The following is a 20,951-nucleotide window of genomic DNA, read 5'->3' as shown; positions in this document are numbered from 1 at the left end:
CGCGGCGTTGCATCCCAAACACAACTATACAGAAAGTGTTGTTTTTCCAACATGCTGTGTGTATATTTCTTCAGTATCAGCCGGAACTACAACGAGGTGGAACGTGCCCCAACCGTCAACCGGAACCCTGCTCTTCGTAGGCTGCGCCACTCTTGACGCCATCGCCCTGGTGCAGGATTACCCTGCCGCGGACAGCCGCACCGTCGCCACGGACTTTGCCACGGCGGGCGGCGGACCCGCCGCCACGGCAGCCGTAGCGGCCGCCCGCGCCGGAGCCAGGACGGCCTTTGCCGGCGTCCTGGGAACCGACGAAGAAGGGGACCGCATCGTCAGCGGCCTTCAGGCAGAAGGCGTGGACACCTCCGCCGTGATCCGCGACGCCGGCGTCAAGACCGGTGCCAGCGTGATCGTGGTCAGCAGGGCCACCGAAAGCCGGGCCATCGTCACCCGTCCGGTCCCGCCGGTCAGCTTCCCCGGGGACAGCCGCTTCTCCGAACTGCTCCAGTCAGTGGCCTGGGTCCACACGGACCACCTGGGCTGGAACGCGGTGGCTAATGCCCCCGCGCGGCCGGCCGGCCTGGCCATCAGCGTGGACGCCGGCAACCCCATCCCCGCCTTCAGCCCCCGCGGCGTGGCCCTGTACGTCCCCACCATCGAAAGGCTCCGCGCAGAATACGGCGAGGACCTCTCCCCTGAGTCGCTGCTCCGGAAGGCAATTGACGACGGCGCCTCCGCCGTCGTCGCCACCGCCGGCTCCGAAGGTGCCTGGGTTTTGGAACGCGGCGCCGAACCCGTCCACGTCCCGGCCACGCCCGCCACCATCGTGTCCACCCTCGGTGCCGGCGACGTCTACCACGGCGCCCTGCTCGCCGCCGTCGCTGCCGGGCTTCCACTGGTGGAAGCCGCCGTATTCGCCGGGCGCACCGCCTCCGCCTCCTGCGGCGGACTGGACGGCCGGTCCGCCATCCCGCACCAAACCGTCAATCTTGTCCCAGCCTCCAACTGACCACCGAAAGAAGCCACCCCATGAGCCATACCGACCTCTCCCCGCTCCAGCGCCCCTCCGGCGCCTTCGCCATGCTGGCCGTGGACCAGCGCGAAGCCATGCGGAACATGTTCGCCGAACACACCGACCAGCCCGTCACGGACCAGGTCCTGCGCGACTTCAAGCTTGAAGCAGCCCGGATCCTGACCCCGTACGCCTCCGGCATCCTGATCGACCGTCAGTTCGCCCTGGACCAGGCCATCGAGGCCGGCGTCGTGGACCCCAGCTGCGGGCTCATCGCCTCCGCCGACCACTTCGAATCCGCCCACGGCGAGCTCGTTGGCGAGGTCACCATCGACCGGCTGGTGGATCCGCAGAAGTACGCGGCCCTGGGCGTGAAGGCCCTCAAGCTGCTGGTCCTCTACCGCCCGGACGAGCCCGCCGAAGGCCGTGTGGCCATGGTCCGTGAATTCGTGGAAAGCTGCCGGTCCGCCGGACTGATCAGCATCATCGAGCCCGTCTCCCGCAAGCCCCTGGCCGGCGGCGACTTTGACTGGGATGCCGGCATCCTGGCCGCAGCCAAGGAACTCGGAAGCCTGGGCGCCGACCTCTACAAAGCGGAGGTCCCCTTCCACGGCCAAGCCCCCGAAGACCAGGTCCGCGCCGCCTGCGCCGAACTGACCAAGGCCATCGACGGCCCCTGGGTGGTCCTGTCCTCCGGCGTCCCCGAGGACGTCTTCCCGGATGCCGTTCGGTGGGCCTGCCTGGAAGGCGCCAGCGGCTTCCTCTCCGGACGCGCCGTCTGGGCATCCTGCATCGGTGCCCCCGACGTCGTCGAATCCCTCTCCACCGACGCCGTCCGCCGGCTGCAGCGCCTCTGCGCCGTCGTTGACGACGTCGTCTCCGCGCAGAGGACGCACGCGTAGCCATAGGTGGCGCGCACCAACGTCCTGACCGGGGCACACCCTTTCCGCAGTAAGCAAACTAGGCACACCAAACACTCAACGAGGAGATTATTGTGAGTCAGATTTCACGCAGGCAGGCAGTCGCCCTTCTGGGAGCCATGGGCTTCGGCGCCGCTGCGGCAGCGTGCGCCGGGCCCGGCGGTTCCACCAAACCCGGCGGTGCCACCGGACCGGCGGCACCCTCCACCGGCGCCGTGACCGGCAGGGTGTCGTTCGCCCACTGGCGCGGCGAGGACAAGGCCGTGTTCGACGAACTCATCAAGCGCTTCGCCGCCCAGCACAACGGCGTGGAGGTTGCCCAGGACATCTCCACCTCCAACGACTACAACGCCCAGGCCCTCCAGAAGCTGCGCGGCGGCTCGATCGGCGACGCTTTTGCCACCTTCCGCGGCGCCCAGTTCAAGAACTTCACCGAAGCCGGCATCTACACCGAGCTCAAGGACAGCAATGCGGTGGGCAACTACCAGAAGGGGCTGCTGTCCGCGGGCCGGAACGGCGACAGCCAACTGGGCCTGCCCTACCAGGTGGTGTTCCCCATGCCCATGGCCAACGTGGATCTCTTTGACAAGGCCGGTGCGGAGATCGCCCCCAAGAACTGGGATGCGTTCCTGGGCATGTGCGAGAAGCTGGCCTCCGCCGGTGTCATCCCCATCTCCTGGCCGGGCGGCGATGTCGGAAACGGCGGCCAGCTGTTCAACTGCATGATTGCCAACAACGCCCCCGTTGACGACATGTGCGCCCAGATCGAACAGGGCAAGCTCAAGTGCACCGACGACTGGTTCATCAAGATGCTTAACCAGTACAAGGACCTGAAGCCCTTCGTTCAGCCCAACGCCACCGGCACCGCCGTGGAACCGGCCCAGAACCTGTTCTCCCAGGGCAAGGCCGCCATGCTGGCCACCGGCTCCTACCACATCGCCGCCGTGCGGGGACTCGGCGCCAAGTTCCCCATCGACCTGGTGTTCCCCAACACCACTTCCGACGGCAACGGCAAATACGAGGGCGCCTACAACGCCACGTTCATCCTCGGCGTCAACTCGGCCAGCAAGAACCAGGCCGCCGCGGCAGCCTGGATCGATTTCCTCTCCGAGCCCGAAAACGCCGGCTACTACGCCAACCAGACCGCCCAGCACGTGTCCGTGGACAAGGTGGAGTACACCAACCCGGACCTGAAGCGGCTGAGCCCCTGGCTGCAGAAGAAGACGGCGCTCGCAGCCCGCTTCCAGTTCCAGAACCTCGACGTCCGCAATGCGGTGGAGGCCAGTGCCACGGCCGTCATCTCCGGCACCAGCCCGGAACAGGCAGCCGCCGCCGCCCAGAAGATTGTTGATGAACGGCTATGAGCATCCATCCCGGAACCGCAGCCAAGGGCAAGGCGCCGGAGAGCCAAACCTCCGCCAACGCCCCCAAGGTGCGCCGGCGCTCCCCCACCCGGGTGAATCCGGCACTGTACCTCTTCCCACTGCCCGCCGTCGCCGTCGTCGCCTTCTTCCTGGTGATGCCCACGCTGCAGGCCTTCCAGTACGCCATCACGGACTGGAACGGCTTCTCGGCGGCCTTCAACTACGTGGGCCTGGACAACTTCATCCGTGCGTTCACCAAGGACTCGCTGTTCACCAATGCCCTGACCAACAACCTGAAGTTCGTGCTGCTGGTGGTCATCGCCCAAACGGCGTTCTCGCTGGTCCTGGCACTGCTCCTCACCCGGAACTCACGCGGCAGCATCCTGCTCCGCGCCCTGTTCTTCTTCCCCACCATCCTGTCCTCGGTGTCCGTGGCCTTCATCTGGAAGTTCATCTACGACCCCAATTTCGGCCTGGCCAACTCGGTCCTCAGAACCGTGGGGGTGGACGGCGGGGCCTACCTCGGCAATGACGCCCAGGCCCTCTACTGGGTTGCTGTCACCCAGGTGTGGTTCCATTCCGGCCAGATGATGGTGGTCTATATCGCGGGGCTGCAGGCCATCCCCAGGGAACTCTACGAAGCAGCCGAAATGGACGGCGCCAACAAGTGGCAGCAGTTCAAGTCCATCACCTGGCCATTCGTGGCCCCGGCCACGTCCATTGTGGTGGCCTACACCACCGTCCAATCGTTCAAGGCATTCGACCTGATCCTCGGTATCGCGGGCAACCCGCCCAAGGCTGCCCTGGACATCCTGTCCACCCGCATTTACAGCACCTTTGCCAACTCGGAGTTCGGCTACGCCGCCGCCCAGTCGATCATCTTCATGGCGATGATCGCCCTGGTCACCTGGCTTCAGCGCCGACTGCTCCGGCTGACCCCGAAGGGGGAATAGCAGCATGCTCGCCTCACTAAGCCGCCGCGCCATCCTGGCCATCTATGCGGTCATCATCATCGTTCCACTGACCGTGGTGGCGTTCGGCAGTTTCAAGTCCACGCAGGAACTGTTCGCCGGGCCATTCAGCCTGCCGCACTCCCTCTCCGCCGACAACTTCGCGGAAGTGGTGGGCGGCCAGAACCTGGGCTCATCCTTCATGAACAGCGCGATCGTCACGGGTATCTCCGTGCCGCTCACCCTGTTCCTTGCCAGCCTGGCCGGCTACGCCGTGTCCCGGCTGAAGGGATTTATGGCCTGGGCCATCTTCGGGTTCCTGGTCCTGGGCATGGCCATCCCGGCGCAGGCCAACATGGTGCCGCTCTATGTGCTCTTCGGCCGGCTTGGCCTGCTGGACAACCTGGCCGGCCTGGTCGTGGCCAACGTGGTCTCCACGCTGCCCATCGCCGTGTTCATCCTGGGCGGGTTCATGCGGACCCTGCCCAAGGAACTCTACGAGGCCAGCTCCATCGACGGCAGCGGACCGTGGAAGACCTACTTCTCCATCGCCCTGCCGCTCTCGGCGCCCTCCATCGCCGCAGCCGCCATCTTCCTGTTCGTCATCCACTGGAACGAGTTGCTGTACCCGCTGCTGTTCATCCAGTCCCCCGGCAACCGCACCCTGCCGCTGGCTCTGCTGAGTTTCCAGGGCGAGTTCCAAACCAACTACCCGCTGCTGTTCGCCGGCGTGATCCTGGCATCCCTGCCCGTCGTCATCGCCTACGTCTTCCTGCAGCGCTACTTTGTAGCCGGCATCACCGCCGGCGCGAGCAAGGGATAAGGAACCAGGCCCGGGCCCGGCTTTGGCGGCCGCCCGGAACTGTCGAATCTTTTCCCAGCCCTACGAAAGGCACAATCCATGAACCTCAAATCCGCCCGGCACCTCATTAACGGCACCTGGCACACCTCCGGAACCGCCAAGGACGTGATTGACCCGGGCAACGGCACCACCGTGGGAGAGGTGGCCTGGGGCACGGCCGACGATGCCACCAAGGCCGCCGGCGCCGCCGCGGAGGCCTTCAATTCCTGGTCCGGCTCCACCGTCCGCCACCGGGCAGACCTGCTCCGCAACGCCGCCGACCTCCTGGCAGAACGCCGCGACGAACTGGCCCACACCCTGGCACTCGAAGCCGGCAAACGGCTTCCCGAAGCGCAGGGGGAGGTGGACTTCTCCGTGGAGTACTTCCGCTGGTTCGCGGAGGAGGCGCGCCGGGCCACCGGCACCGTCAGCCCGCCTGAACTGCGTGGCCGCCGCCATCTGAGCCTGCGCAAACCCATCGGAGTAGCGCTCAGCCTCACCCCCTGGAACTTCCCGGTCTCCATCCAGGCGCGGAAGCTCGCCGCGATGCTGGCCGCAGGCTGCACGGTGGTGGGCCGGGTGTCTGAGAAGGCGCCGCTGGCTGCCACGGGACTGTTCGAAGTCCTGCACGACGCCGGCTTCCCCGCCGGCGTGGTCAACGTGGTCCACGGCCCCTCCCGTGACATCACCGCCGCCCTGATGTCCCACCCCGCGGTCAGGGCCGTCAGTTTCACCGGATCCACCGGCGTGGGCCGGCAGATCATGGCCTCAGCCTCGGAACGCGTGGTCCGGCCACTGCTGGAGCTGGGCGGCAACGCACCCTTCATCGTGTTCGAGGACGCCGATTTGGACGCCGCCGTCGACGGTGCCGTCCTGGGCCGGCTCCGCAACACGGGCCAGTCCTGCGTTGCCGCCAACCGGTTCCTGGTCCAGGAGGGCATCGCGGAGGAGTTTGCACAGAGGCTGGGCGCCCGCTTTGATGCGATGAGCATCGGCCACGGCGTTCCCGACGGCGGCGCACCGGTTCCGGAGCTCGGTCCCGTTATCGACGCCGAAAGGGTGGCCGCGGTTCAGTCCCTGGTGGACGACGCACTCAGCCGGGGCGCCCGGCAGGTCACCCAGCGCACCGACGTCCCGGCCAAGGGGTCCTTCCTGGCACCCACCCTGCTGGCGGACGTCCCGGACGACGCACGCCTGGTGACCGAGGAAGTCTTTGGCCCGGCGGCCGGCGTCGTCACCTTCTCCTCCGAAGAGGACGCCATCAGGAAGGCGAACGCCACCGAGATGGGCCTGGCTGCCTACGTGTGGACCAGCAGCGCCAAGCGCGGCTGGGACATTCCCGAACGCCTCGAAGCCGGCATCGTGGGCGTCAACGATCCCCTGCCCTCCGTTGCTTTCGCTCCCATGGGCGGCGCCAAGCAGTCGGGCCTGGGCCGGGAAGGATCAAGCCTGGGCCTCGAAGAGTTCGAGGAGGTCCAGTACGTGGCCTGGCGGCCGTAAGTGCTGACCACCGGACTGGTGCTGGGCGCCGTCGTCATGGGCGCCGGGATGCAGCGGATCACCGGGATGGGCTTCGCCCTGGTGGCCGCGCCCTTCCTGGTCCTGCTCCTGGGCCCGGTGGAAGGAGTAGTGCTGGTGAATGTGTGCGGCGCCGTGACGGCGGGCGCCATCATCTTCCGGGTGGTGCGGGACATCGACTGGAAGCGGTACCTAATGCTCGCGGCCTCGGCGCTGCTCGGCATTGTCCCGGCCGCATTCCTGATCCGGCTGGTCCCGGCGGCGGTCCTGGAAATTTCCATCGGGGTGATCCTCGCCGCCGGACTGACCATCCTGCTGGCCCTGAAGTCCGCCACGCTGCCGGCGCGCCGGCGGTACCTGCTCACCGCCGGCAGCCTGAGCGGGTTCATGAACACAGCGGCAGGAGTGGGCGGTCCAGCCGTCAGCATGTATTCCATCGCCACCCGGTGGCAGCACAAGTCCTTCGCGGCCACGATGCAACCGTACTTCTTCACCATCGGCGTCTTCTCGCTCATCTCCAAGGCGATCACCGCGCCCCAGACGTTCCCCGTGATGCCCCTGGCGATGTGGCTCGCCGTCGCCGTCGCCTGCCTGGCTGGCCTGGTTCTTGGCGACCTCGCCGCCAAGCACGTCCCCACCCGCGCCGCGCAGATATTGCTGATCGTCCTGGCCTACCTGGGCGCGGCCGCCACCATCATCCGCGGCATATCCGATGCCGTCGCCTGATCCGACATTTTCACCTGCACCAGCACCAGAGAGAGGAATTAACATGACGTGGCTCGACAGTGCCGCCCACGCACGATGGCTTGAGGCGGAGACGGACCGGCTGGTCCGCTTTGCCGAGGCCTCCAAGGTCCCCACCGGATTCGGCTGGCTGGACAACTACGGCAAGGTGTTCGCCGACAAGCCCACCCATCTGTGGATCACCGCCCGGATGACGCACAGTTTCGCCGTCGCCGCGCTGATGGGCAGGCCGGGTGCCGCGCTCCTTGTGGACCACGGCATCGCTGCGCTCAACGGCCCCCTCCACGACGATGAGTTCGGCGGCTGGTACGCCGAGGTGGACGCGAACGGCCCCGTGAACGATACGAAGTCCGGCTACCAGCATTCCTTCGTGCTCCTCGCCGCTGCCAGTGCCGTCGCCGCAGGGCGGCCAGGGGCCCGCGAATTGCTGGACGAGGCGCTCCGGGTGGCTGACACCAAATTCTGGGACCACCAGGCCAACATGTGTTTCGACTCGTGGAACCGGGAATTCACGGAAACCGAGGCATACCGTGGCGGAAACGCGAGCATGCATTCCGTGGAGGCATACCTCATTGTGGCCGATGTGACCGGGGAGAACCGCTGGCTCGAACGGGCCCTGCACATCGCCGAAGTGCTCATCCACAACTTTGCCCGCAACAACAACTACCGGGTGTTCGAGCACTTCGACCCGGAGTGGAACCCCATGCCGGAGTACAACACCGATGACCGGGCCAGCCAGTTCCGGGCGTACGGCGGCACCCCAGGCCACTGGGTTGAGTGGGCGCGCCTGCTCCTCCACCTCCGTGCCGGGCTCGAAGCCCGCGGCCTGGACGTCCCGGCCTGGCTGCTCGACGATGCGCGCGGCCTGTTTGACGCCGCCATCCGCGACGCCTGGGAACCGGACGGCCACCCCGGCTTTGTGTACACCGTTGACTGGGAGGGCAAGCCGGTGGTCACCACCCGCATCCGCTGGGTGCCCGCCGAGGCAATCGGGGGTGCGGCAGCCCTCTATATCGCCACGGGGGACCAGAAGTACGCGGACTGGTATGAGCGGATCTGGGACCATGCCCGTGACTGGTTCATCGACTACGAGCATGGGTCCTGGAAGCAGGAACTCGACGAGAACGGCAATGTCTCCTCCACCGTATGGTCAGGCAAGGCGGACATCTACCACCTGTGGCACTGCCTGGTGGTCCCCCGCCTTCCGCTGGCCCCCGGGCTGGCACCGGCGGTCGCGGCAGGATTGCTGGACATACGCCTTAACCAAACCCTGCAGGCCAGCGAATCAGCCGGCCGCTGATTCGGCACTTCGTCCCGGGCGGCACGCCCCCGGCTTGCCCCCGGAAACAGTCCTCCTGAACAATCCCCCTAAAACGACCCCCTTCCGAAAGGACAGCGATGTCTGCCATCTCCCCCGAAGAATCACTCCTGCGCGTCGCCGCTGCGGACCATGAGCCCGTGACCCTGCACCTGGACGCCGCGCGGCCGACGGCGGTGCGCATCGAAGTGCAGGGCACCTGTACCTGCCAAGGCAGTGCGTCCGGCCGGCCGGGGTCGTACACGGACACCGATTTCGGCCGCAGGTAGGACTTCCTGACCGGAATCACGGTTCGGGGATCACGGCCGGGGACCAGGTTCGGGGAGCCTGGCAGCGGGTCCCGCACGGCAGGAGCGGGAGCACGATCCGGACAACGTGTCATGTCTGTGACAGACCCTTCGATCCGGTAAATTTAAGGGAGGAATTGTCAGGCGAGCAGCGCCGCATTCCACACCCTCCCCCTTGAATGGACGCTTCCCCCATGTCTTCCGCGATCCCTGCGCCGGAACCTGCCCGTTTTCCGTATGCCGCGATGGTGGTCCTCGCCACCATCGCTTTTACGGCCATCTCCACTGAACTCCTGCCGTCCGGCCTGCTGCCCCAGATCAGCACCGGCCTGGGAGTGTCCGAGCCGGTGGCCGGCTACCTTGCCGCCGCCTACGCCGCCGTCATTGTTGTCACGGTGGTTCCGGCCGCCCGGTTGCTGGGGAAGATTCCCCGCCACGCCCTGCTGGTTGGGCTGGTCCTGACCTTCGCGCTCAGCAACGCGATGGTGGGACTCGCACCGGATTTCACCGCCGCGATGATCGCGCGTTTGGTGGGCGGGCTGGCGCATGGGCTGCTGTGGACCACCATGGCGCCGTTCGTATCCCGCGTGGTCCCGGCGGACAAGGTGGGCAAGGCCCTGGCCATCGTGTTCAGCGGCAACAGCCTGGGCCTGGCCATCGGCGCTCCGGTGGGTACGGCTCTGGGCGTATTCCTGGGCTGGCGCGCAGCGTTCCTGGTGCTCGCCGGGTTCGGCGTGGTCCTGACCGTGCTGGCGTTCTGGCTGCTTCCCCGCGTCCGGCGCATTACCGATTCGGTCCGGCCGTCACTGCGCAAGGCCATCGGCCAGCCCGGCGTGAAGTCGGTGGCCACCGCCTGGCCGCTGCTGGTCCTGGCCCACTTCGCGCTGTTCACCTATATCGCGCCGTTCATCCGCGAGGCGGCCCTGCCGGACTACGCCATCAGCCTCTCGCTCACGGTACTGGGCGGGTCCGGACTGCTGGGTATTTGGATCGCTGGACTCACCGTGGACTCGCGTCCCCGCCGCTCGCTGCTCATCACGACGGCGGCCATCGCAGCATCGATGTTCCTCCTGCCCCTCGCCGTGGGGAACCTGCCCGCGGCCCTGGTGCTGATGACCATTTGGGGAGCCGGCCTGGGCGCGATCGGCATTTACAACCAGTCGGCGATCCTCCGGGCCGGCGGCGAATACAGTGAGGCCGCGAACGGGCTCACCGTCCTGACCATCCAGCTGGGCATCACCGTCGGGGCACTTTACGGCTCCGCGGCCCTGGTGGTTGGCGGCCCGCTGCTGGTCCCGGCGGCGGCGGCGATTCCTGTGGTTGCCGCCCTGGTGATCACCCTTGCCGGTAAGCGCTACGCCTACCCACCAGGCCCCCGTGAACGCATCTGGCTGGAGCCCCGGCCGGTGAAGGACACCGTCAAGGACCCGGCCTGACCCTGGGTCAGTCCCGGTGCTTGGCCACCGTGAACAGGAAGGTGGAGTCCTCCTCGGCGTGAAGGCTGTGCAGACCGGGCGGGACGATCAGCAGGTCGCCGGACTTGCCCTGCCAGGATTCCCCGCCAGCGCGGAGGCTGACGCAGCCCCGGATCACGAACACCGTGGCGTCGCCCGGATTCTGGTGCTCACTCAGCTGCGTTCCCGCGGTCATCGCCATGACCGTCTGCCGGAGGATCTTTTCGTGGCCCCCGTACACCGTGTCCGCAGCCCTTCCGTTCGGGGAGCCGATGGCTGCTTCGAGCTGCTGCCGGGCCAGCGCGTCAATCGATATCTTCTGCATGGGCCCAAGGCTACCCACGTGGTGGGGAGATGAACACGTGCCAAACGGCCTTCCGGTGCGAGCGCGGGCGCCAGCGTCGGCGTGGGCGTCCAAGATCCCCCAATCCGGGGATGGAGCAGCCCGCAGGCGCAGCCCTACGCTGCAAGCATGAACACCGCAGCGCAGGTCTTCGCGGTACTCGCCGCAGCCATCTACATCGTCGTGTTTCCAGTGGAGAGCTTCCTCCTCCGCCGTCACCGGTGGGCTCAGAAGTTCCTGAGTACGCCGCCGGAAAATGTGCGTGCAGTGATGATGTGGGCCATCCCCACCGGTTACAGGAACCTGGTGATTGCGCTGGGGGTGATCGCCGGAGTGGTTGCCGCCAACTCCGGGCAGCTCGTGGTGGGCTACACACTGGTGGTCTACTGCTGCGCCAACATGGTCCTCACCGCCCCCACCATGCTGCTCGCCGACATCCAGGGCCACTACCCAAGTAAATGGGAGAGTGTGCCGGGAACCCTCGCGGCCACCGTCCCGGCACTCGTTGCCTTGCTCCTGCTGCCGCTGGGGCCATAAGCGGGGCACGCCAAGGCGCCGGCGCGATTTCGGTCCTGCCGCCGAAGTTGGTAGTGGTTAACGGATGCCAGACCTACTTAACCGCGCCATGCCCTTCCTTGCCGTCGCCGTGGCGGTGGCCGCCGGACTGGTCCTGTCCTGGCTGCTCCGCAAGGTGGTCCTCCATCTGAACCGGAACCGGCCCGAGCTGCAGGCAACCTCCCGGGTGGCCCGCCAGCCCTTGCGGCTGGCACTGTGCCTGGTGGGCGTCCGTGCTGCCCTCAGGCTCACGGCCAACAACGAAAGCTGGCACGCCGGCGTCGACCATCTCCTGCTGATCGCCCTCATCGGCGCGGTCGCCTGGCTCGCCGTCGCGGTGCTGCTCATCGTGGAAGCCGTGGTGCTGAACCGGCACAGCGTGGACGTGGCGGACAACCGGCGGGCACGGCGCCTGCGCACGCAGATGATCCTGGCACGGCGCATCGCCGTGGCACTGGTGGTGGTGCTCGCCGTCGGCACCGCGATGCTGACCTTCCCCGCCATCCAGGCGCTGGGCGCGGGGCTGCTGGCGTCCGCCGGGGTGATTTCCATCGTTGCGGGCCTCGCCGCGCAGACGTCGCTGGTGAACGTCTTCGCCGGCATGCAGTTGGCGTTCACCGATGCCATCCGTGTGGACGATGTGGTGGTGGTGCAGAAGGAATGGGGCCGGATCGAGGAGATCACCCTCACCTACGTGGTGGTGCACCTCTGGGACGACCGGCGGCTCATCCTGCCGTCCACCTACTTCACCACCACGCCGTTCGAGAACTGGACCCGCCGCCAGTCCGAGGTCATGGGCACCGTGGAGTTCGACCTGGACTGGCGCGCCCCCGTGGAGGACATGCGCACCGAACTGCGCCGCGTCCTGGCGGATTCCGAGCTCTGGGACGAGCGCGTGGGCGTCCTGCAGATCACCGACGCCACCGGCGGCTTTGTCCGCGTCCGGATCCTGGTCAGCGCGGCGGACAGTGCCGCGCTCTTCGACCTGCGCTGCCTGGTCCGGGAAACCATGGTCATGTTCCTGCAGCAGAACCATCCGGAGGCCCTGCCGCACCAGCGCTGGGAGCAGGCAGCGGACGACGGCGGCACGGCCGCACGGCGCAGGGCACCACTGCGCGGGCTGGGGTCGCCCCCGGCCGCCGGTGCCCGTCCCCCGGCGGACCCGCACGAATCGCAGCTGTTCACCGGCTCCATCGAGGCAGTGGAGAGGTCGCGCGCGTTCACCGGGCCCGGTGAGGAAGTGTTCGAGGAGCGGGACCGGAACCTTGCCTCCCGCAACTGAGGCAGGCAAGACCCCTTGATAGGTGACCATTAGGTCACATATCATTGCTGTCATGGACGACGTGTTCAAGGCACTCTCCGACCCCACCCGCCGGGACCTGCTCGATGAGCTCTACCGCGAGGACGGCCAAACCCTGAGCGCCCTTGAAGCCCGGTTCAGCATGAGCCGGTTCGGGATCGCCAAGCACCTCCGCATCCTGGAGGACGCAGGCCTGGTGGTGACCCGCCGTCGGGGGCGGGAAAAGCTGCACTTCCTCAATCCTGTCCCCATCCGCCTGGTCCACGACCGCTGGGTCAGCAAATACGCAGAACCATGGGCCGCTGCCCTCAGCGACCTCAAATCCAGATTGGAAAGTCCCATGGAAAAAATCTTCGAGATCTACATCAAGACCACGCCCGAACGGCTCTGGGAAGCCATCACGGACAGCGACATCCGCAGCAAGTACCAGTTCGGCAACACCATCGATTCCGACTGGTCACCGGGCGGACGCTTCGTGATGGGCAACCCGAAGGCCGGGGAGGCCCTCGGCGAAGGCGAAAACCTGGAGGTGGACCCGCCGCGCCGCCTGGTCCAGACCATGCGCGCCCTGTGGGGCGAGGACGTCAAGGCCGAGGGCACGTCCACCATCACCTGGGAGATCGAACCGGTGGGCGATTCCTGCCACCTCACCGTCACCCACAGCGACCTGCGCGAGGGTGCCAACGAACAGCTTTACGGCGGCTGGCCGATGATCCTCTCCGGCCTGAAGACATGGCTGGAAACCGGCGAAAAACTCACTACGCCCGGCTCGCTGATGTACACCTAAGCCATTGATTTTGAGGTAACGCACGACGGCGGCGGGTGCTGCCCGCCGCCGTCGATGCACTTCCGGGACTATGCTATGCCTTGGGGACGCGGACGATGGCCGGCCCGGTTCGGTCAGGCGACAGGGTGACTTTGAGTCCATCCACGGTGGCCTCGACCGTTCCGCCGTCACCCGCCGCTGACGCTTGTGACAATGAGAACCTGCCCGCGTCCAGCTTCAAGGCGGCTTCCGTTCCCCCGCCTAGCAAGTCAACAAAGGCCACGGCTTCCGTTCCGCGGTCAACCCAGCGGATCCAGGGGTCGTCGCTGCTTGCCACGGTTCCATCCTGAAGCGGACGGGCACCCACGAGGTACTGCTTGGCGGAAGCCATCCAGTGGCCAAGATCGGTCAAGGCCTGGCGCTGGATCTCAGGAATGGTGCCGTCCGCCCGCGGTCCCACGTTCAGCAGGAAGTGGCCACCGCGGGAGACCACGTCCGTGAGCTGGCGGGCCAACTGCTGGCCGGTCAGCGACTGCTCCGGTCCTTCCACCTGGTTGTAGCCGAAGGAGAATCCGATGCCCCTGCAGTTCTCCCACTCGGATTCGGACTCGTTCTCCCTGGCCGCTTCGTACTCGCTGGTGGCATAGTCCTTGTGGGTGGCGCCCCACCGGTCGTTCACCACGCCTTGCGGACTGATCGAGTAGAAGTGCTCGAACAGCCGGCCGAGCCCGTACTCGCCAAAGTGCTTGCCGGCGTCGGGCCATTCGATGTCGTTCCACAGGACGTCTGGACGATACTTGTCCACCAGGTCCACCACGTGGTTGTAGGCGTATTCGGCGTAGCCGGCGTCCTTGGGGCGGGAAGTGTCGTGGACGCTTTCGCTGGTGACGTGCGGCGGGAAGGGGCGTACATGCCAATCCAGTCCGCCGGAATAGTACAGGCCCAGCTTCAGGCCCTTGTCACCCACGGCCCGGGCGATTTCGCCGATCAGGTCCCTGCGCGGTCCGCGGTGGACCGTGTTCCGTTCGCCTGTTCCCGGAGCGTCCCAGAGCGCGATGCCGTCATGGTGCTTCGTGGTGGGCACCACGTAATCGGCACCGGCGAATTTGAACAGCTCCACCCAGTCCCCCGGATCGAACTGTTCTGCTTTCCACTGGTCCAGGAAGGCGTCGTAGTCCTCGCCTCCGAACACGTCCCGGTGGTGCTGTTGGGCAGGACTGCCGTCAATGCGGATGGTGTTGTAGTACCACTCCGCATAAGGGTTGTGGGTAAACCACTCGCGGTCCTCGATGGTGCCCAGGGCGCCGATGGGTTCGGCCCAGGCGGGAACGGAGTAGGCGCCCCAGTGGATGAAGATGCCGAACGGCGCGTTCTGGAACCACTCCGGCACGGGCCTGGCCAATTTGTTCCAGTCTTCAGGCATAGCTGTGCTGTCAGTCATAATGCACTCCAATTTCCAGATGGTTGATTTTGGGAATTCCAGGGGTCAGGGCGGTGCTCAGCGGCCGCCGAAGCCGCCCATGCTGACGCCTTTCACGAGCTGGCGCTGCAGGAGGATGACGACGAGCAGGCTGGGAATCACCGCCAAAGTAGCGGCCGCCATGAGCGGTCCCCAGTCCGTTCCGCGTTCACCGGAGAACATGGAGAGCCCCAGTGGAATGGTTGCCTGCGAGACGTCGTTGATGACGATCAGCGGCCACAGGAAACTGCTCCAGTAATCGATGAAACTGAAGACAGCCACCACGGCCAGCGGCGCACGGACAAGCGGAAGGATCACGCTCCACAGGATCCTGATCGAACCTGCTCCGTCGATACGGGCTGCCTCTTCAAACTCAACGGGCAGGGACAGCAGGAACTGTCGGATCAGGAAGGCACCGAAGGCACCGAAAGCAAAAGGGACGATGAGCGCCGGCAGGGAGTTAATCATGTCCAGCTTTGCCATCATGATGTAGAGCGGAATTACCAGGACTTCCTGGGGCAGCACCAGCGTGCCAAGGAAAACGAGGAACAACTTCTCCCGGTGCCTGAACTGCAGCCGGGCAAAAGCGTAGGCGGACAGCAATGACACGACCGTTGTCAGCACCGCTCCGGAGACGGCCACCAAGAAGCTGTTGATGATGACCCGTCCGAAGGGAATAGCGGTCCACACTGTTTGGTAGTTCGACCACTCCACGCGGGAGGCAAGGAAGCTGGCACCGGTGGAGAATATTTCGGAGGTGGGCTTCAGCGATGTGGCGAACATCCAGAGGAACGGGAAGAAGAACGCAGCGCCGACCAGGACAACGCCGATGCGGCTGACGAGGCGGCCGGCCCGCCTCTTCTTCCGCGACGCTGTTGCGTGCCGACGGTGCGCGAGGCCCTTGTCGATTTCCGGTTGGGCGAGAGTTTCAGTTGTCATAGTTGACCAGCCTCTTTTGCTGCGAGAACTGCAGTGCGGTGATGAGCATGACGATGACGAACAACGCCCAAGCGAGTGCCGACGCGTAGCCGAGCTTGTCAAAGGAGAAACCGTTGCGGTAGAGGTACAGAACGATCGTGTTGGTGGAATCGCCCGGCCCGCCGAGTGTCAGCAGGTAAGGCTGGGTAAATACCTTGAAAGAGCCGATGATGGTCATGACCGTGCAGAAGAAGAGCGACGGCGACAGCATCGGCAGCACCACCCGGAAGAACCGCTGCCAGGCTCCTGCCCCATCGATGCGGGCGGCCTCAAGCAAATTCGGCGAGATGCCGCTGAGCCCTGCGCCGAGAACGATGATGTTGTAGCCGATCCCCTGCCAGACAGACATTGCGATCAACGACCCCATGGCGAGCTGGCTGTCACTGAGCCAGGAAGGCCCGTGTATGCCAAAGTTGGCCAGAAAGCTGTTGATGACGCCGTCATCGGTCAGCATCAGGCGCCAAACCAACGCGTTGGCGACCATGGGGGTCACCACCGGAATGAAGAACAGCACCCGGAAGAACGGGCCCCAACTGCCCAGGTTGTGAAGCCAGATGGCAACAGCCAGGGCAGCGATCAGGTTGACCACGGTGTAGGAGACGGCAAAAAAGAGGGTGTTGCCCAGAACCGTCCAGAACACCGGGTCACCAGTGAGCAGCCGAACGTAGTTGTCCAGCCCCACGAATTTTGGTGCCCCGAACAAGGGCCAGTCGAACAGGCTGATGACCAGCGAAGCCACCAGCGGAAGCACGATAAAAACCAGGAACCCGAGCATCCCGGGAGCGAGGTAAGCCGCTGCGAGCCGGCCCTGCCCGCCCCTGGCGGGGGTCCTTTTCACGTCTTTGACAGCAAGTGTGGGTAAAGCAGTCATCGTTGACCTGTTCCATGAAGGGGACAGGCTCCAGTGCGGGAGCCTGCCCCCGGGGAGTTTACTTGGCTGAATTCATGATGGTGGAGAGGAGTTCCTGCGCGGTCTTGCTGCCGCGGAAGCCTTCTCCGGAGTACTGCGTGAAGTTGGTCTCCACCTGGTTCCAGCTAGGGGTGGTAACCAGCGGACGCCCGCTCTTCAGAAGGGCCTGGACAACTGCCACGTCAGCCGCCGGCTTGGTCCCGGCCCAGTCCTTCACCGCGGACTCAACAGATGGAACGGTTCCACGGGCGGCCCCAACAGCGCCGATGACCTCAGGGGTGGTGATCTTCATGATGTTCTTGAAGGCAGCTTCTTTGTCCTTACAGGACGCTGCGATGGCAAACGCGGACCCCTGGATCATGCCGATGCTCTCTCCCGAGGTGGAAGGGACGACGGCGATGCCCACCTTGCCCTGCGTTTTGGTGGTCAGGGTGTCGTACATCCAGGGACCGTCGATGATCATCGCCGCCTTGCCGCTCATGAACTGCTGCTCCGGCACATCGGTCCCGTCCGACGCCTGCGGCGGGTTCGCTACTTGCGCCTTTGCCACAAGGTCGAAGGCAAACTGCTGGTCGTTGACGAGGCCCTGGTTGGTGAGGTCAAGCTTTCCATCCTTGACCGGTTCATTGCCGTTGGCGAATGCCATGGGAAGCCCCGGGCCCGAGCCGAATCCCGGCGGCACTGCGAGGCCCATCACGCCGCCTTTTGTCAGCGCCTTAAGGTCGGCCGCGAACTGGCTGGTGGTGTATTTGGTGGTAGGCGGCGCCACGCCGGCCGCGGCCAGGAGATCCTTGTTGTAGTAAAGAACCACCGGTTCGGCGTCATAAGGTATCCCCCGCAGCGAGCCATCAACGGTCAGGCCGTCGATCATTGCCTTGTTGTACATGGACACGTCAATGTTGTTGCTCTTAACCATGTCGTCCAGCGGCACCGTAAGGTCCTTAAGCTCCTGGGCACGAGCCGCCTGCGTTGTGATGATGCACGGCGCTCCGGAACTGGAGAGGCGGGTCTTGACCTTGGTCCAGTAATCGTTGAAGCTCGGACCCTCCAAAGTGAGGTTGAATGCAGGGTCCTTTTTCTTGGCTGCGTCCACAAAGGCCTGCCACTGGGCCCTGTCGTTTTCATTGGTGATCCAGGTGTACATGGCGGAGGCTTCCTTGCTCTCCCCCGATGATGAACTCCCGCTTGAGGAACCACATGCGGTAAGGCTTCCGACGGCAAGGGCTGCAACCGCTGCAGCTGTCAGCAGCTTGCCGGTAACACGGTTAGTCGACACAACGAACGTCCTTTCAATAGCTGGGGACAAAGGCTGCCCGGCGACGTCCTCGTGGCCTGCCCGCTGTAATTCCCGCAACCCTTGTCCCCAACAGCATGACCCGCCCCAGTTTGGAAAGTCAAGGAATCATCTGATCTTTTTGACTCCAAAATTCCTGGATCGACCCTAAACCGGCTATTTGTCGGAAATAGTCAATACAAGGTCTGACGAATCCTACGTCTGTTCCTCAAGCTCGGGAGCGGGAATGGTTGTCACGTAGTCCTCCACCGCGTACAGGTGGTTCGCCATGCGGGTTCTGGCCCTGTCCACGTCATTCCGCCTGAGCGCCTCCAGGATTCCCAAGTGCTCCCGATGCGTGGCCAGCAGGCCTTCATTGTCATGAATGGACCGCCACATCCGGCCGCGGATGGTGTTGGTGGAGACGGTTTCGATCAGCGCTGACAGCACGTGATTCCTTGAGGCATGGGCGATGAGCCGATGGAATTCGATGTCACACTGCATGGCGCCGGCATGGTCTATGGGCGATGCTTGAATGGCCGCGTTCGCCCGCTCCAATATGCTTTCGGCCTCGTCGAGTTGCGAGCTTTCGATACAAACCGCCGCCGCGGCAGCAGCCTCTGTCTCAAGGGCCCGCCGCACAGTGTGCACCTGGTTTGCCCGCTCTCCATCCTGCAGGCCCACCCAGAATTCCATCGCGGAGAGCAAAGCCGACGGCTCCAGCCTGGTCACGAAGGTGCCGGCGCCCTGCCTCGTCTCCAGAATGCCCATAGTGGACAATGCCCGCACGCCCTCCCGAAGCGAACCCCGGGAAACCTGCAGCTCTGCTGCCAGGTCCTTCTCAATGGGCAGCCGGTCGCCGGGCCGAAGCCTGCGGGACGACAGCATCTGCTTCACGCCCGAAATAACGACGTCGGTTTGGGACATCGACCCAGTGGAGTTGCTGTTGGTCATCGCAGCCGCCTTTCCCAGTGCATCGTCTAGTGACGCTGAACGCACAATTCACTTTCATCAGATGTATCCCTTGGAAAGGGATGCTTCTTCCGATATTCTCATCAAATACTTCCACATACATCAGATGACGCTCGCGATGTTGCTGGAGCGCCGTCTTCACGGCCTGAACCTGGAGGGCTCACCTTGCCACAAATCACCGGTTTCGATATTTTCGACGTGCGGTTTCCCACGTCGCTTTCCGCAGACGGTTCAGATGCCATGAATCATGACGCAGACTACTCCGCTGCGTACATCGTGCTGAAAACGGACGACCCAGACCTTTATGGCTGCGGCTTCACCTTTACCATCGGCAGGGGCAATGAGGTGTGCTCCGCCGCGATGGAACTGCGCGCCAGGCCCCTCATAGGCCAAGACTTGGATGTCCTTTGCGGCAACCTTGGCGAGGCGTACCGAAGCTTGAAACGTGATTCCCAGCTTCGCTGGCTGGGGCCCGATAAAGGCGTGGAGCACCTTGCCCTCGGAGCCGTGATGAACGCCGTCTGGGATCTTGCCGCCCGCCGCTCGGGAAAGCCCCTGTGGCGTTACCTGGTGGACATGACCGCCGAACAGATCGTGGACGCGGCCGACCTCAGCTACCTTTCAGACGCCCTCACCCGGGAGGAAGCCCTGGCGCTTCTGGAACGACTCGACCCCACCCGGGATCAGCGCATCCACCAGCTGGCCCGGGACGGCTACCCGTGCTACACCACCTCGGCCGGTTGGCTGGGCTACTCGGACGAGAAGCTACGGCGGCTCTGCCAGGAGGCCGTGGACCAGGGCTACCGCCACATCAAACTCAAGGTTGGCGCATCCCTCGAGGACGACATTCGCCGCCTCAGGATCGCCCGCGAAGTCATCGGGCCAGAGGGCAACCTCATGATCGACGCAAACCAGGTATGGGATGTTCCGCAGGCCATCGACTGGATCAAGCAGCTGGCTGAATTCAATCCGCTGTGGATCGAGGAACCCACCAGCCCGGATGACGTCCTGGGCCACGCCGAGATCCGAAGGGCCGTCCAACCGATCGGGGTGGCCACCGGCGAGCACGGCATGAACCGCGTCCTTTTCAAACAGCTCTTCCAGGCCGGGGCGATCGACTATTGCCAGTTGGATGCCTGCCGGCTCGCCAGCGTCAACGAAGTGCTGGCCGTCCAGTTGATGGCCGCCAAGTTCGGTGTCCCGGTGTGCCCACATGCCGGCGGGGTAGGTCTGTGCGAACTCGTCCAGCACCTGTCCATCTTCGACTTCATTGCCGTCTCCGGAGACCTGGCCGGCAGGGTCACCGAATTCGTGGATCACTTGCACGAACACTTTGTGGATCCGTGCATCATCCGGGACGGCGCCTACATCATGCCGGCGAACCCTGGGTACTCGTCGGAACTGAAGGAGCAGACGTTGCAGGCGTATTCCTTTCCCCGGGGCAGTTATTGGGCCGGCACCGACGCCGGCCAAGCCGAACAGGCATGGGAATCGGCCCGCGCTGAGCGCGGTGTCGCCTTCGCTCGGGCAGGGACCGGGGAAAGGGTAGGGGAACAGGCATGATCAACTACACACTTACCCACCCGGGCCTGCTCGCAGCCCTCGCTGAATCCGGCCACGGCTCGCAGATCCTCCTGGCGGACGCAAACTACCCGCACAACACCGGCGCCCCTGCAGCCGCGAGGCGGATAGCCCTGAATCTGCGGCCCGGCCTGCTGACCATTGACCAGGTACTGGAGGTGCTGATCGACGCCGTTCCGCTCGAAGCCGCCGCGGTAATGACGCCTCCGGACGGAAACTGGACGGAGGCAGTCAAAGGCTACGAACAAGCGCTGGGCACCGCAATTCCCATCACTTCGCACCAGCGCTTCGACTTCTACGATGCCGCGCGGTCGCCGAACGTCGCCGTCGTCATCGCCAGTGGGGACACCCGGCACTACGCGAACCTGCTCCTGACCATCGGCGTTCGGCCCGACGGACAGGCATGAGG

At 65.0% G+C, this 20,951-nt stretch carries 21 protein-coding genes; 15 read left to right on the top strand and 6 right to left on the bottom strand.

The genetic code is table 11. From position 1 onward, the window contains the following. The first annotated feature begins 103 nt into the window (after positions 1–103). From ASG79_RS06375 to ASG79_RS06330, 10 genes are all read left to right on the top strand, one after another. Complete coding sequence (locus ASG79_RS06375) at positions 104–1,006, top strand: PfkB family carbohydrate kinase (protein ID WP_056389399.1); 903 nt, start codon at positions 104–106, stop codon at positions 1,004–1,006. Positions 1,007–1,026: 20 nt separating this feature from the next. Further along, entirely contained in the window at positions 1,027–1,911 is an 885-nt protein-coding gene (locus ASG79_RS06370; RefSeq protein WP_056389397.1) for an aldolase, read from the top strand. A gap of 92 nt (positions 1,912–2,003) precedes the next feature. Beyond that, entirely contained in the window at positions 2,004–3,293 is a 1,290-nt protein-coding gene (locus ASG79_RS06365; protein WP_056389396.1) for an ABC transporter substrate-binding protein, read from the top strand. Beyond that, entirely contained in the window at positions 3,290–4,246 is a 957-nt protein-coding gene (locus ASG79_RS06360) for a carbohydrate ABC transporter permease (RefSeq protein WP_018771351.1), read from the top strand. The genes ASG79_RS06365 and ASG79_RS06360 overlap by 4 nt, the downstream gene beginning before the upstream one ends. A gap of 4 nt (positions 4,247–4,250) precedes the next feature. After that, positions 4,251–5,066 (top strand): carbohydrate ABC transporter permease, encoded by an 816-nt coding sequence (locus ASG79_RS06355; protein ID WP_018771352.1) that lies wholly within the window; start codon positions 4,251–4,253, stop codon positions 5,064–5,066. Positions 5,067–5,144: 78 nt separating this feature from the next. Beyond that, on the top strand, positions 5,145–6,584 hold the full coding sequence (locus ASG79_RS06350) for an NAD-dependent succinate-semialdehyde dehydrogenase (RefSeq protein WP_056389395.1): 1,440 nt from the start codon (positions 5,145–5,147) through the stop codon (positions 6,582–6,584). After that, complete coding sequence (locus ASG79_RS06345; protein WP_018771354.1) at positions 6,585–7,328, top strand: sulfite exporter TauE/SafE family protein; 744 nt, start codon at positions 6,585–6,587, stop codon at positions 7,326–7,328. It abuts the gene before it with no gap. Positions 7,329–7,371: 43 nt separating this feature from the next. Further along, entirely contained in the window at positions 7,372–8,646 is a 1,275-nt protein-coding gene (locus tag ASG79_RS06340; protein ID WP_056389393.1) for an AGE family epimerase/isomerase, read from the top strand. 98 nt (positions 8,647–8,744) lie between these two features. Then, positions 8,745–8,933: a hypothetical protein gene (locus tag ASG79_RS06335; protein ID WP_018771356.1), complete on the top strand. Its 189-nt coding sequence runs from the start codon at positions 8,745–8,747 to the stop codon at positions 8,931–8,933. Positions 8,934–9,145: 212 nt separating this feature from the next. Continuing rightward, positions 9,146–10,387 carry an MFS transporter gene (locus ASG79_RS06330; protein ID WP_056389391.1) on the top strand — a complete coding sequence of 414 codons (1,242 nt, stop codon included), beginning with the start codon at positions 9,146–9,148 and terminating at the stop codon, positions 10,385–10,387. 7 nt (positions 10,388–10,394) lie between these two features. Here the strand turns inward: ASG79_RS06330 and ASG79_RS06325 are convergent, their stop codons facing one another. Beyond that, entirely contained in the window at positions 10,395–10,730 is a 336-nt protein-coding gene (locus tag ASG79_RS06325; RefSeq protein WP_018771358.1) for a cupin domain-containing protein, read from the bottom strand. 147 nt (positions 10,731–10,877) lie between these two features. Between ASG79_RS06325 and ASG79_RS06320 the strand changes: the two genes are divergently transcribed. From ASG79_RS06320 to ASG79_RS06310, 3 genes are all read left to right on the top strand, one after another. Further along, on the top strand, positions 10,878–11,285 hold the full coding sequence (locus tag ASG79_RS06320; RefSeq protein WP_056389388.1) for a DUF1304 family protein: 408 nt from the start codon (positions 10,878–10,880) through the stop codon (positions 11,283–11,285). Between the two features lie 88 nt (positions 11,286–11,373). Then, positions 11,374–12,585: a mechanosensitive ion channel family protein gene (locus ASG79_RS06315; protein ID WP_018771360.1), complete on the top strand. Its 1,212-nt coding sequence runs from the start codon at positions 11,374–11,376 to the stop codon at positions 12,583–12,585. Positions 12,586–12,637: 52 nt separating this feature from the next. Continuing rightward, positions 12,638–13,390 carry an ArsR/SmtB family transcription factor gene (locus tag ASG79_RS06310; protein ID WP_056389385.1) on the top strand — a complete coding sequence of 251 codons (753 nt, stop codon included), beginning with the start codon at positions 12,638–12,640 and terminating at the stop codon, positions 13,388–13,390. A 73-nt stretch (positions 13,391–13,463) separates the two neighbouring features. Here ASG79_RS06310 and ASG79_RS06305 read toward each other — a convergent pair whose 3' ends face one another. The 5 genes from ASG79_RS06305 to ASG79_RS06285 all read right to left on the bottom strand — a co-directional run bounded on the left by ASG79_RS06305 (position 13,464) and on the right by ASG79_RS06285 (position 18,943). Further along, positions 13,464–14,810, bottom strand: coding sequence for an alpha-L-fucosidase (locus ASG79_RS06305; protein WP_056389382.1), 1,347 nt, complete (start codon positions 14,808–14,810; stop codon positions 13,464–13,466). Positions 14,811–14,867: 57 nt separating this feature from the next. After that, a complete protein-coding gene (locus ASG79_RS06300; RefSeq protein ID WP_018771363.1) occupies positions 14,868–15,767 on the bottom strand; it encodes a carbohydrate ABC transporter permease in 900 nt (299 codons plus the stop codon). After that, positions 15,757–16,644 carry a carbohydrate ABC transporter permease gene (locus tag ASG79_RS06295; protein WP_235509749.1) on the bottom strand — a complete coding sequence of 296 codons (888 nt, stop codon included), beginning with the start codon at positions 16,642–16,644 and terminating at the stop codon, positions 15,757–15,759. Before ASG79_RS06295 ends, ASG79_RS06300 begins: the two co-directional genes overlap by 11 nt. A gap of 91 nt (positions 16,645–16,735) precedes the next feature. Next, positions 16,736–17,992: an ABC transporter substrate-binding protein gene (locus ASG79_RS06290; RefSeq protein WP_051081442.1), complete on the bottom strand. Its 1,257-nt coding sequence runs from the start codon at positions 17,990–17,992 to the stop codon at positions 16,736–16,738. A gap of 213 nt (positions 17,993–18,205) precedes the next feature. Then, entirely contained in the window at positions 18,206–18,943 is a 738-nt protein-coding gene (locus ASG79_RS06285; RefSeq protein WP_018771366.1) for a FadR/GntR family transcriptional regulator, read from the bottom strand. Positions 18,944–19,126: 183 nt separating this feature from the next. Between ASG79_RS06285 and ASG79_RS06280 the strand changes: the two genes are divergently transcribed. Both ASG79_RS06280 and ASG79_RS06275 read left to right on the top strand, forming a co-directional pair. After that, complete coding sequence (locus tag ASG79_RS06280) at positions 19,127–20,524, top strand: L-fuconate dehydratase (protein WP_018771367.1); 1,398 nt, start codon at positions 19,127–19,129, stop codon at positions 20,522–20,524. Next, the gene (locus ASG79_RS06275; protein ID WP_056389378.1) at positions 20,521–20,949 is read left to right on the top strand and encodes an RbsD/FucU family protein; all 429 of its coding nucleotides are present in this window, start codon (positions 20,521–20,523) and stop codon (positions 20,947–20,949) included. The genes ASG79_RS06280 and ASG79_RS06275 overlap by 4 nt, the downstream gene beginning before the upstream one ends. The last annotated feature ends 2 nt before the right edge of the window (positions 20,950–20,951 follow it).

It is taken from the genome of Arthrobacter sp. Soil761, assembly GCF_001428325.1.
Taxonomy (GTDB): Bacteria; Actinomycetota; Actinomycetes; order Actinomycetales; family Micrococcaceae; genus Arthrobacter.
Note: the sequence above shows the minus strand (reverse complement) of the source record. Positions and strands in the feature narration are given on the sequence as shown.

Excerpts from the sequence above, each read along its gene's own strand:
- ASG79_RS06340 (WP_056389393.1), top strand. The coding sequence starts at position 7,372 with ATGACGTGGCTCGACAGTGCCGCCCACGCACGATGGCTTGAGGCGGAG.
- ASG79_RS06335 (WP_018771356.1), top strand. The coding sequence starts at position 8,745 with ATGTCTGCCATCTCCCCCGAAGAATCACTCCTGCGCGTCGCCGCTGCG.
- ASG79_RS06370 (WP_056389397.1), top strand. The coding sequence starts at position 1,027 with ATGAGCCATACCGACCTCTCCCCGCTCCAGCGCCCCTCCGGCGCCTTC.
- ASG79_RS06355 (WP_018771352.1), top strand. The coding sequence starts at position 4,251 with ATGCTCGCCTCACTAAGCCGCCGCGCCATCCTGGCCATCTATGCGGTC.
- ASG79_RS06350 (WP_056389395.1), top strand. The coding sequence starts at position 5,145 with ATGAACCTCAAATCCGCCCGGCACCTCATTAACGGCACCTGGCACACC.
- ASG79_RS06285 (WP_018771366.1), bottom strand. The coding sequence starts at position 18,943 with ATGACCAACAGCAACTCCACTGGGTCGATGTCCCAAACCGACGTCGTT.
- ASG79_RS06330 (WP_056389391.1), top strand. The coding sequence starts at position 9,146 with ATGTCTTCCGCGATCCCTGCGCCGGAACCTGCCCGTTTTCCGTATGCC.
- ASG79_RS06305 (WP_056389382.1), bottom strand. The coding sequence starts at position 14,810 with ATGACTGACAGCACAGCTATGCCTGAAGACTGGAACAAATTGGCCAGG.
- ASG79_RS06320 (WP_056389388.1), top strand. The coding sequence starts at position 10,878 with ATGAACACCGCAGCGCAGGTCTTCGCGGTACTCGCCGCAGCCATCTAC.
- ASG79_RS06325 (WP_018771358.1), bottom strand. The coding sequence starts at position 10,730 with ATGCAGAAGATATCGATTGACGCGCTGGCCCGGCAGCAGCTCGAAGCA.
- ASG79_RS06315 (WP_018771360.1), top strand. The coding sequence starts at position 11,374 with ATGCCCTTCCTTGCCGTCGCCGTGGCGGTGGCCGCCGGACTGGTCCTG.
- ASG79_RS06300 (WP_018771363.1), bottom strand. The coding sequence starts at position 15,767 with ATGACAACTGAAACTCTCGCCCAACCGGAAATCGACAAGGGCCTCGCG.
- ASG79_RS06275 (WP_056389378.1), top strand. The coding sequence starts at position 20,521 with ATGATCAACTACACACTTACCCACCCGGGCCTGCTCGCAGCCCTCGCT.
- ASG79_RS06310 (WP_056389385.1), top strand. The coding sequence starts at position 12,638 with ATGGACGACGTGTTCAAGGCACTCTCCGACCCCACCCGCCGGGACCTG.
- ASG79_RS06360 (WP_018771351.1), top strand. The coding sequence starts at position 3,290 with ATGAGCATCCATCCCGGAACCGCAGCCAAGGGCAAGGCGCCGGAGAGC.